Raw genomic sequence first — 9,565 nt, 5'->3', positions numbered from 1 at the left:
CTGCGCGATCTCGGCGTCGGGGGAGGGGCCGGTGTCGGCGGCCGCGGCCTGGGCGGCTGCCTCCTCGCTGGCCCTGATCTCCTCGGCGCGCTGTCGTGCCTCTTCCTCGAGCGCGGCTTCCTCGCGAGCGGCGTCACTCATCTGAACTCCCATGGATCCCGTGGACCGGCACCGGCTGCGCCGGTCCTCCTGGTCACCTATGTGCGGGGCGAGGGTCCGGGCGATCACCGCGGCCGGACTCCTTGGAAGGCGTGTTGCCCCGGGCTCAGGCCGGCTGGGCCAGCAGCGTGGCGCCCAGCAGCTGCGCCGTGTGTTCGAGGACGGTGTGGGAACCGGTCGAGCCCGGGCGGTCGCAGCACGGATGGGTGTCGAAGCCCTCGTCGACGACGATGGGGTGCAGCTGGCCACCGCAGGCGCGACAACGTCGACCGGCATGGGTAGGGCACTGCTCGGCCGCAACGGCGCAGGGAAGGCATGCCGCGGCTGGCGGGGGAGTGACCTGGTGGTCGCGGTCCCAGTCGCGCCGTTGGCGCAGCAGCATGGCCGTCTGTTGCCAGAGCGCGTGCTCGAGGTGCGTCGGTGCGGGTCGGCCGATCGCCTGGTCGACGGCCGTCTTGAGCAGCTGGTCACCGCAGGTGAGGATCCGCTCGTCGACGCCGCGGCCGTAGCACCAGCGGGCCAGTGTCTTGGCGGCGGTCATCAGCTGCTCGTCCATGCGCCCGGCCCCTCCCTCAGCAGGTGCCCCACAGGCCGCTGGCGGCGTCCTGGGCATCGTCGGCGGCCGCGGAGTACGAGTCTGCGCGGGCGAGGTCTTGGGCGCCCTCGTAGCGGCATGCGGCGCCGCGGGCCAGGAGCTCGTGGGCTACGTCGACGTCGTCGTGGTCGACGTAGCGCAGCAGACGGTCGTATCGGTCGCGGTCGGGCTGTCCGCTGTCGGCGACGAGCTGGACGGTGCTGCCGACCGGCGCGAGGTCCGCGAGCAGGTCGGTTGCCTGGTCCCCGTAGCACTCCGCGGGCGCCGGCGGGTGGGCGACTTCGGGGGCGTCGATGCCGAGCAGGCGGACTCGGCCGAGCGGGCGGCCGGCCAGGTCCTCGACGCGGAGTGTGTCTCCGTCCACGACGGCCGTCACCCTGACCTGGGTGGCCGTGCCCTCCGATGGGTCGGCGCCGGTGGGGGTGCCGGGGAGGGCTGCGGTGATCCCGCCGGCGGTCAGCGCGGCGATGGCAGCGGCAGCCAGGCCGATGAGGGCCTTCACCGGGCGACCCTCAGCTTAGGGCGCTCGCCGGAGACGGGAACCGCGCGCTCCTGGGCCCGAGCGCCGGGAGACCGGTAGCCGGCCTCGGGGATCTGCTCGTCGACGTCGGCCGGGCGGGTGCTGGCAGCGGCCGGTTCCTCGGGGAGCTCGGCTGCGATCTTCGCAGCGAGGTCGCGCAGCGGCGGGGTCTTCTCGATCCGCCGGGTGGCGTGGAGCACGGTCGTGTGGTCGCGCTCGAAGTGCCGCGCGATCGTCGGCAGGCTGTGCCCGTGGATGCGGGCCGCGGTCATGGCCACCGCTCGGGCGTCGGCGGCCGTCCGGGTTCGATCGGCGCCCAGGAGGACCTCGGGTGTGGTGCCGAAGGCCTCGGCGGCCGCGACGACGGCGTACTCGACCGGGCCATCGGGCTCGAAGGTCGACGCGGGCTGGTCCTGGTGGAGGCTGACGACGGTGGCCTCGGGGCGGGGGAGTTGGGCGGTGTAGCGGTCGTTGACGTGCTCGGTGACCCGGGCTGCGGCGTCGGCCAGCCGGGGTCGCTCGGCGGTGCGGCGCACGGCGTGGATCACCGAGCCGTGGTCCTTGTTGAAGTGTTCGGCGATCGCCGGCAGGGACAGGCCGACCTCGCGGGCGGCGGTCATTGCCACGGCGCGGGCGTCGCTGACCGGGCGGCTGCGCTCGGCGCTCAGGATCGCCTCCGGGGTGGTGCCGAACATCGGCGCCGCGGCGTTGATGGCCAGCTCGCACACCGCCGCCCGGCCGGTTGCCGGCGCCCCCGGCAGGGTCTGGTCGACCTGGACGGCGAGGACGGCCACCAGCGACCGCAGCTGGTCGGCGTCCAGCGGCGCGACCAGATCGGCGACCTGGTCATGCTGCCCGCGGCCGGCGGCATCGAGGATGAGGCCAGCCAGCCGGCGGCCGCCCTGATCGAGGTCCATGACCCGTCCCCTACTGCCTACCGCGCCGGCGATGCGACGGCTGGCGACGCCTGGCGAGGCACCTGGCCGCGGCCCTGCTCGGCCATCCGCCGGCGGGCGTTGTCGATGATGTCACTGGCGATCCCGGCCGACTGCCGGGCGTTGGCCGCGGCGTGGTCGACGACGTTCTCGAGCAGGCGCACGTCCTCGTCCGCGCGGCCGAGCTCCTTGCCTGCGGCCGCGATGCTCCGCTCGAGGGTGACCGGCTCCAGCAGCGAGGGCGGAGTCACCTGCTGGGCGGCCAGCTGCGCGCTGTCGACGTGCTGGGCGGTCAGGCGCGCCATCGGCTTGGCCAGGTCGATCATCTCGCCCACCACGGCGAGGCGCGGCTTGAGCTGCGCGACCTCACTGGCGATCTCGGGATCGGAGGTGTCGGCGTCTTGGAGGAGGTCATGGGCGTCCGCGATCGCCTGGGATGTCCGCTCTAGGTGTCCGGTGAGCTCGTCGGCCAGCTCGGCGTTGTCGCTGCAGTGCCGCCGCAGGCGGCTCAGGTGCTCGCCGGCGGCCTCGAGGTAGTAGTCACCACGGTCGCTGAGCCGGGCCTTGGCCGAGTCGAGCTCGGCGTCATCGAGCACCCGGAGTGCGGAGTTGAGTGTGTTGTGTAGCTCGTCGACGACCCGGCGGGCGCGTCCCACGGCCTGCTCGGCCATGAAGACGGCGTCGGCGGCCTGCAGAGCGGTGTCGGTCCTCATGCAGACTCACCGCCTCCCGTGTCTTGCGGGGGCGTGCTGCTCGACAGGGGCAGTACGTCGCGGAGGCGGTCGAGGGCCGCCAGGGCCTGCTCGAGGTGGTTGCGGGCCTCCTGAACCGGGTCACGGTCGGCCGCGGCGGAGGGAGAATCGGTGGGCGTGCTCACGGGCAGCTCCTTGGTTGACCGGGGTTATGTCTCGGTCACCAAAGGAAGGTCGACCCGCTCGGGCGATCACCGAGCGCGAAGAAATCTCGCGGGCCTCAGGCGCCGCGGTTCACCGAGGGTCGCTGGAGCACGAGGTCAGGGTTGGTCCCAGGGCATTGACTCCGGCCCGTCGTCGACGCCCTGGCTGATGATGTGCGCGGTGGCGTTGTGGGCGGCGTTCAGGTGCTTGTGGAGGTCGACCGCGAGTCCGCGGGCCTCCTCCAGGTGGAGACGCGCGACGCCGATCGCCATGGCTGGGTCGCACTCGTCGGTCATCGAGTCCATGCTGAGCGCCTGGTCGGCCAATGCCTGCTCGAGGGTGCTGGACAGCTGCGAGAACGCCTGGGGCAGCGCGGCCGCGAGGTCGGCGAACTCCGCGAGCTCGTCGGAGGTCTGGGCCGGGATCTGGTCGCGCCCCCACCTAGTGGCGCGGTTGAAGCTGTAGACGTGTTCGCGAGCCGCCGTCGCGTGCCCGCTCGCCTCGAGCTGGTCGTTGTCTTCCACCGGGTGCCTTCCTGCCGAGAGGTCTCGCTGGGCCTGAGTCTCGCGGATCTCGCTGGGTTACGCGCGCCCGCCGGCGGCGGGCTGTGGATAACCGCCGGGGTCTCCGGGCGGGAGACTGAGCGGGCCATGGACGACCAGGCGGCCTTGATCGCAAGGCGAGTGGCACTGGCGGTGGCCGCTTGGTTCAACGCTCCGGCCGCGTCGAGGCCTATCGCCGACTCGCCGCCGCGGTGGGGCAGTGGACGCCTACAGCGCACCGCAGTGGAGGACGGCGACGTCGACGAGCTGCTCGACGACCTCGCCGACGTCGCGCCCCCGATGCCGCTGGGCGAGGGCGTCGCCGAGCTCGAGGCGGCCCTACGTCGGCAGGCTCGCCGCGAGCTCTAATTCCGCGGCCCGTCGCGGCCGCCGTCGGAGGCGGGCGGGAGTTCACGCCGGCGGCGGCCGGCACCGAGACGGCCGGGTGCCGGGTCGGCGGCCGAGGGTGCTCCGGTGGCCAGGGTCTCGCGGATGTAGCGGTCGAAGCCGGGCATCGTGAACCGGACCTCACCGCGACTGGCGGGCTCGATGATGCCCTTGTCGATCAGGCGCTCCCGCGGAACACCCAGTGCCTGCGTGGGCCGGCCGAGCGCCGCGGCGATCTCTGCCCGCGTCACCGTGGGAGTGCCGGCCTGCGCCATCACGGACATGATCTGCTTCTCCAGGTCCGTCGCGGCCGCCCACCGGGCTGCGTACATCGCGGTCAGCTGCTCATCTGCGAGCGGCAGCCCTGCGTGCACCTGGTCGAGGTCGAGCACGTCGCCGGCCGCGGAGGGTTGGGCCGCCTCCCACGTCGCGTGCGCGAGGACCTGGAGCAGATAGGGAAACCCTTGGGCCTCGCCGGCGACCGCCTGCAGCGCTGCGGGTGTCCAGGTCACGCCCAACTCGGCTGCAGGCTCAGCGACGGCGGCCGCCGCGGCGGCCGGCTCGAGTCGGGGGAGTGTGAGGAAGGTGCTGCGCTCCCCGAATGTGGCCGCGTTGACCAGGACTCCCGGCGTCGAGGGTAGCCCGGCGCCGATGACGGCGAACGGGTTGTCCTCGCGCCGTCCAGCCAGGTTCTGCATGGCGTTGAGCAGAACTGCGAGGTCATCGCGGGTGCCCGCGTGCAGCTCATCGATGAAGACCACCAGGCCCGCGCCGCCTGGGCCGCGGACCCGGGTGCTGGTCTCGTGCAGGAGATCCTCGAGGGCTGAGATCTGGGCACCGCGTGAAGGCGCGTCGGTGCCGGAGCGGTCGGCGGCGGCCGTGGCGCTCAGCTTCACCACGCTGGGCAGGCCGAACTCGAGGCCGATGCTCTCCAGGCGGAGACGCCAGCTGCCCTTCTCGGAGCGAGGGAGGATGTCCGCGGTCTCGATCGCTTTGCCGACACGGCTCACCAGGTCGGGCAGGAACGGCGCGTTGCGGCGGCAGGCTACCCATGCGGTGATGAATCCGTGGGCCTCGGCGTCGCGCTGGGCCTCGCGCAGCAGGGACGTCTTGCCGACCCCGCGCGGGCCTAGGAACACCAGGAGCGGGCCGCCCATCTCGCCGTAGGTGCCGATTCGGCTCAGGTAGCCTCTGATCCTGTCCTGCTGTTGTTCCCTCCCGGCCAGCACCCGCGGCAGTTCGCCCGGGGCGTAGGGGTTGGGCAGCATCAGAGGTCTCCCGTACATTCTGTTACACAGCGGCCTTGTGTAACGAAGTGTATGCCGCGGCGTGGATCATCGGCCGACGTCAAGGCTGCGTGTCCGTGCACCGGCTGCGCCTGGCGTGCGCGCCTCCAACCGTCGACGTGCCGCCTCGTCAGGGCTCCCCGCGGCCGGTTCGACCTCGTCGATGTCGCGGTCAGGCAGATCGGGATCCGGCCGGGCTGCCTCACTGAGGGTTTTGGTCAGCTCCTCGATGTCGGCTTTCAGCACCCGCTCGAAGAGCTCCGCGATGCTCGCTGGGGAGCCGTCGCACTCGGCCACCAGGTCCTCGGCCAGCTGGTCGAGGGCGGCGGTGCCGCGCGCGGTGAAGGTGACCACGCCGGTGACCGGGTTCTGGGTTGGGGAAGTGCTCATCGTCCACCTCGCTTTCTGGTCCCCTATGTGCGCGGCGGGTTGGTAAGCGATCAGCCCCATCGGCGATCCGAAGGAATCCAGCAGGCTCGCCCTCAGGTTCGCCGTGGGTGGCCAGTAGGGCAGGTCGCCGACACGAAGGTTGAACCGAGGCTGGGCGATATCGCGCCCAGTGCGTCGTCGCGCGGCAAGTTGTGCCCGCGGCGCGATCGGCGCCCTCGCTGGGATCGGCAGACGGGGTCAGCGGTCCCGTGTCGTCGGTCCGGTGCCGGGCGGACTACCGGTCCTGCAGACGATTGATCACCGCTAGTGTTCGTCGGCGATGACGTCCGGAATCGACCCCAATGCGTTGAGGGCTGCTCGCGAGGAGGCGGGGTTGACTCAGCATGAGTTGGCGCGCCTGGTGGGGGCTGCTGGAGGTGAGCGCATCTCTCGCTGGGAGCTGGGTACGTCATCTCCGCGCCCCGACTTTCTGGTGAGACTCGCCAAGGCCCTCGACATCCCGACGCTGCGGCTAATTCACCTAGACGGTGATGTCCCTGATCTGCGAGCGCTGCGCTTGCAGGCAGGGCTCACCGTTCCCGACCTCGCCACGTCCGCGAACATGGCGGTGCCGACCTATTACGCGTGGGAGCAAGGGCGCTGGACCCGACTCCCTGCACCGCAGTCGCTCGAAGCGCTAGCCGGCGCACTCGGGGAGCCCGTCGAAGTGATTGTCGCAGCATTCCATGAGGCGCAACGGCAACGCCGGCGCAGCGGCACAGGCTCGGCCCAACCGAGCTCGTAGCCAAAGGCGGTTTCACCTTTATCCACAGGTGAGAAATTCGTTCGGTGAGACCGGACGATTTTGTGGTCCCATGGACTCCGGATCGTTCGGAGGCGTTGATGCTCGGTCCCATCGGGGGGATCGAGCCGCGCAACCCCTCTGGTCAGGACTGGGCGATGGCATCTCGGGATCGGTCATCTGCGGAGAGCGAGAGCTTCGATAGAAATGCACTAGTGTGTCAGTATCGAGTTGGGCTCGTGCTGACCGCTCAGGGCCCGTCTTGACACGTAGGTGATCGAGACACGAGAGGACTCGGGATCCATGTCGCAGAACACCGCTCACGGCCTGGCATACGGGGCATCGACCAACAGCCGTCCCATGCCGGACCTCAACCACACTCAGCAACCACCACCCAGGCGGCGCCGCAGACCATGGGTGTTCGCGCTCTGTGCGGCGCTTGTCGCTGCAGGAGCGCTGGGTACCGCCTTCGCGTTCACATCGGTCAACGACACGCAGGAAGTCCTCGTGGTCAGCCGCGACATCAAGCGTGGAGAGGCCATCGAGTCGGGTGACCTCGCCGTCGTGCGGGTGAGCGTCGACCCGGCGCTGACCCCGGTCGCGGGAAGCCAGAAGGCCGAGCTCGAGGGCAGCCGCGCCGCGGTCGACCTGTGGGCCGGCACCCTGCTCACCGAGCAGGCCGTCACCGACAGCCTGGTGCCGGGGGAGGGGAAGTCCCTGGTGGGCATCAGCCTCACTCCTGGCCAGATGCCCTCGGAGCCGCTCTATGGCGGCGACGTCGTCCGGATCGTCACCACGCCCGGCGATCAGGGCGAGGTTACCGACAAGGAGCCGGTCACCGTCGAGGCAGTCGTCGTTGGTGTTAGCCGGGTCGAGGAGACCGGGGAGACCGTCGTCGACGTCTCGGTGCCCGAGGCCGATGCCGCCGACCTGGCTGCCCGTGCCGCCACCGGACGGGTCGCGCTCGTGCTGGACGCCCGGGAGCGCTGAGGCATGGCGCTGATCGTCCTGGCCTCCGCGAGCGGTTCGCCCGGTGTCTCGACCACGGCGCTCGGGCTCACCCTCAACTAGCACCGGCCGGTGCTCCTGGTCGACGCCGACCCGACCGGTTCCTCCTCGGTCTTCGCCGGGTTCTTCCATGGCACCCAGGAGCCGACCGGCGGGCTGATCAACCTTGCCCTCTCCCTGCGCGAGGGGACGCTGGCCGACGCGCTGCCGCGCGAGACGCTGCTGCTGGACCCCGAGGCGCCGGCCGAGCGGTCGGCGTGGTTTCTGCCCGGTATCCGGGCCCACGAGCAGGCCCCCAGCCTGCTGCCCCTGTGGGAGCCGCTCACCGAGCAACTGCGCGCCCTGGAGCGCAACGGCCAGGACGTCGTCGTCGACGCCGGCCGGCTCGGCCTCGCCGGCTGGCCCCAGCCGCTGATCGCCGCCTCCGACCTGACCCTGCTGGTCACCCGCAGCTCGCTGCCGGCCCTGGCCGGCGCCACCAGCTGGGCCAAGACCCTGCGGACGCAGTTCGCCGGGGTCGGTGGCCTGTCTCGGCTCGGGGTCCTCCTCGTCGATGAGGAGCGACGCTGGCCCGCGATGCCCACCGGCGCCCGAGTCCGGCCCTACACCGCCCGCCACATCGCCAAGGCCCTGCAGATCCCCGTCGTCGCCTCGGTGGAGTGGGATCCCGAGGTGGCCGAGGTCTACTCCCACGGCGCGCGCAAGCCCCGCAAGTTCGAGTCCTCCGGGCTGCTGCGTAGCTACCGGGCCAGCGCCGCCGCCATCGAGTCCGTCCTCGGCGTCAACCAGTCCGCCCTCGCTCCCACGAACGGAAGCCACGCATGAGCACCAACGGACACCACCGGGACGCCAACGGTCGCGACCCACTGCGCGCCGACGAGTGGCTCGAGTCACGTCACGCCGCGAACCGGGGGCAGACCTCACCCTTCGCCCGCGGCCGCAGCACCAGCGGCACCCCGCCGCCCCCGCCGCCGGTCGTTGAGGACCACGACCCGACCTCCCTGCCGATCTTCGCCGGCGCCTGGACCAGCGAGCAGGAGCTTCCGGGCCGCGCTCGCTCGGAGTTCAGCCTGCGCCCGCTCGTGGCGCCCGCACCGGAAGATCACCACCACAACGTCCCCGGCGCGGACGGCCGGGTCGAGCTGGACTGGGAGCTGATCGCGCAGTACCGCGCGGAGATCTCCTCGCGACTGACCGCCCGGCTCGACAAGGAAGGTGGCCGGGTCACCGAAGAGGACCGCGAGCAGATGGGCCTCGACGTCATCGAGGAGCTCGTCAAGTCCGAAGCCGAGACGCTGGTCTCCATCGGCCGGCCTCCGTGGACCAAGGACCAGGAGAAGGCGCTCAAGTCCGCCCTCCACGCCGCCCTGTTCGGTCTGGGCCGCCTGCAGCCCCTGGTCGAGCGCGAGGACGTCGAGAACATCATCGTCATCGCCCGCGGCCCGGTGTGCTCGGTGTGGCTGGAGCTGGTCGACGGCACCCTGGTCGAGGCCGACCCGATCGCCGATTCCGAGGACGAGCTGCGCGAGTTCCTCGCCGACCTCGGCGCCCGGCAGAACCGGCCCTTCACCGAGGCCCGCCCGCACCTAGACCTCCGGCTGCCCGGGGGAGCGCGGCTCGCGGCCGGCTCCTGGGTGATGGCCTACACCTCTGTCGTCATCCGCCGCCACGGCATGCGCGATGTCTCCATGGACGAGATGGTCTACGACCGCAAGGCCTGCACCGCGGTCCTGGCCGACTTCCTCGCCGCCTGCGTGCGGGCCGGCAAGAGCATCGTCGTCTCCGGCGTCCAGGGCTCGGGCAAGACCACCTGGGTCCGCGCGCTGTGCTCGTGCATCCCGCCCTGGGAGATGATCGGCACCTTCGAGACCGAGTTCGAGCTGCACCTGCACGAGCTGGTCGACCGGCACAAGATCGTCCACGCCTGGGAGCACCGCCCCGGATCCGGCGAGGTCGGCATCGACGGCCGCCAGGCAGGCGAGTTCAGCCTCGAGGAGGCCATCCACCACTCCTTCCGGTTCAACCTCGCCCGCCAGATCGTCGGTGAGGTCCGCGGCCCGGAGGTC

At 71.4% G+C, this 9,565-nt stretch carries 13 protein-coding genes; 5 read left to right on the top strand and 8 right to left on the bottom strand.

Going from position 1 to position 9,565, the window contains the following annotated elements:
* Positions 1-265 precede the first annotated feature (265 nt).
* The 6 genes from VGD85_RS17070 to VGD85_RS17045 all read right to left on the bottom strand — a co-directional run bounded on the left by VGD85_RS17070 (position 266) and on the right by VGD85_RS17045 (position 3,629).
* Entirely contained in the window at positions 266-715 is a 450-nt protein-coding gene (locus VGD85_RS17070; RefSeq protein ID WP_331064632.1) for a hypothetical protein, read from the bottom strand.
* A gap of 16 nt (positions 716-731) precedes the next feature.
* The gene (locus tag VGD85_RS17065) at positions 732-1,256 is read right to left on the bottom strand and encodes a thermonuclease family protein (RefSeq protein ID WP_331064631.1); all 525 of its coding nucleotides are present in this window, start codon (positions 1,254-1,256) and stop codon (positions 732-734) included.
* Entirely contained in the window at positions 1,253-2,191 is a 939-nt protein-coding gene (locus VGD85_RS17060; protein ID WP_331064630.1) for a helix-turn-helix domain-containing protein, read from the bottom strand. The genes VGD85_RS17065 and VGD85_RS17060 overlap by 4 nt, the downstream gene beginning before the upstream one ends.
* Positions 2,192-2,208: 17 nt before the next feature.
* Complete coding sequence (locus VGD85_RS17055; protein ID WP_331064629.1) at positions 2,209-2,922, bottom strand: hypothetical protein; 714 nt, start codon at positions 2,920-2,922, stop codon at positions 2,209-2,211.
* Positions 2,919-3,086: a hypothetical protein gene (locus VGD85_RS17050; protein ID WP_331064628.1), complete on the bottom strand. Its 168-nt coding sequence runs from the start codon at positions 3,084-3,086 to the stop codon at positions 2,919-2,921. Before VGD85_RS17050 ends, VGD85_RS17055 begins: the two co-directional genes overlap by 4 nt.
* A 135-nt stretch (positions 3,087-3,221) precedes the next feature.
* Complete coding sequence (locus VGD85_RS17045) at positions 3,222-3,629, bottom strand: hypothetical protein (protein ID WP_331064627.1); 408 nt, start codon at positions 3,627-3,629, stop codon at positions 3,222-3,224.
* Positions 3,630-3,890: 261 nt separating this feature from the next.
* Here VGD85_RS17045 and VGD85_RS17040 point away from each other — a divergent pair, with 261 nt between their 5' ends.
* On the top strand, positions 3,891-4,016 hold the full coding sequence (locus VGD85_RS17040) for a hypothetical protein (protein WP_331064626.1): 126 nt from the start codon (positions 3,891-3,893) through the stop codon (positions 4,014-4,016).
* Here VGD85_RS17040 and VGD85_RS17035 read toward each other — a convergent pair.
* Both VGD85_RS17035 and VGD85_RS17030 read right to left on the bottom strand, forming a co-directional pair.
* Entirely contained in the window at positions 4,013-5,302 is a 1,290-nt protein-coding gene (locus VGD85_RS17035) for an ATP-binding protein (protein ID WP_331064625.1), read from the bottom strand. The two genes, VGD85_RS17040 and VGD85_RS17035, sit on opposite strands and share 4 nt — an antisense overlap.
* A gap of 66 nt (positions 5,303-5,368) precedes the next feature.
* On the bottom strand, positions 5,369-5,710 hold the full coding sequence (locus VGD85_RS17030) for a hypothetical protein (protein WP_331064624.1): 342 nt from the start codon (positions 5,708-5,710) through the stop codon (positions 5,369-5,371).
* Positions 5,711-6,029: 319 nt separating this feature from the next.
* On the opposite strand from VGD85_RS17030, the gene VGD85_RS23180 reads away from it, so the two are divergent.
* The 4 genes from VGD85_RS23180 to VGD85_RS17015 form a co-directional block, all read left to right on the top strand.
* Positions 6,030-6,494 (top strand): helix-turn-helix transcriptional regulator, encoded by a 465-nt coding sequence (locus tag VGD85_RS23180; RefSeq protein WP_414690828.1) that lies wholly within the window; start codon positions 6,030-6,032, stop codon positions 6,492-6,494.
* Positions 6,495-6,794: 300 nt separating this feature from the next.
* Positions 6,795-7,481, top strand: coding sequence for an SAF domain-containing protein (locus VGD85_RS17025; protein ID WP_331064623.1), 687 nt, complete (start codon positions 6,795-6,797; stop codon positions 7,479-7,481).
* Positions 7,482-7,571: 90 nt separating this feature from the next.
* Positions 7,572-8,324, top strand: coding sequence for a hypothetical protein (locus VGD85_RS17020; protein WP_331064622.1), 753 nt, complete (start codon positions 7,572-7,574; stop codon positions 8,322-8,324).
* Positions 8,321-9,565: ATPase, T2SS/T4P/T4SS family (locus VGD85_RS17015; RefSeq protein WP_331064621.1), on the top strand; the 1,245-nt coding region annotated here is incomplete at its 3' end. The genes VGD85_RS17020 and VGD85_RS17015, both read left to right, overlap by 4 nt.

It is taken from the genome of Nocardioides sp., assembly GCF_036401255.1.
GTDB lineage: Bacteria > Actinomycetota > Actinomycetes > Propionibacteriales > Nocardioidaceae > Nocardioides.
Note: the sequence above shows the minus strand (reverse complement) of the source record. Positions and strands in the feature narration are given on the sequence as shown.

Excerpts from the sequence above, each read along its gene's own strand:
- VGD85_RS17035 (WP_331064625.1), bottom strand. The coding sequence starts at position 5,302 with ATGCTGCCCAACCCCTACGCCCCGGGCGAACTGCCGCGGGTGCTGGCC.
- VGD85_RS17060 (WP_331064630.1), bottom strand. The coding sequence starts at position 2,191 with ATGGACCTCGATCAGGGCGGCCGCCGGCTGGCTGGCCTCATCCTCGAT.
- VGD85_RS23180 (WP_414690828.1), top strand. The coding sequence starts at position 6,030 with ATGACGTCCGGAATCGACCCCAATGCGTTGAGGGCTGCTCGCGAGGAG.
- VGD85_RS17070 (WP_331064632.1), bottom strand. The coding sequence starts at position 715 with ATGGACGAGCAGCTGATGACCGCCGCCAAGACACTGGCCCGCTGGTGC.
- VGD85_RS17025 (WP_331064623.1), top strand. The coding sequence starts at position 6,795 with ATGTCGCAGAACACCGCTCACGGCCTGGCATACGGGGCATCGACCAAC.
- VGD85_RS17030 (WP_331064624.1), bottom strand. The coding sequence starts at position 5,710 with ATGAGCACTTCCCCAACCCAGAACCCGGTCACCGGCGTGGTCACCTTC.
- VGD85_RS17055 (WP_331064629.1), bottom strand. The coding sequence starts at position 2,922 with ATGAGGACCGACACCGCTCTGCAGGCCGCCGACGCCGTCTTCATGGCC.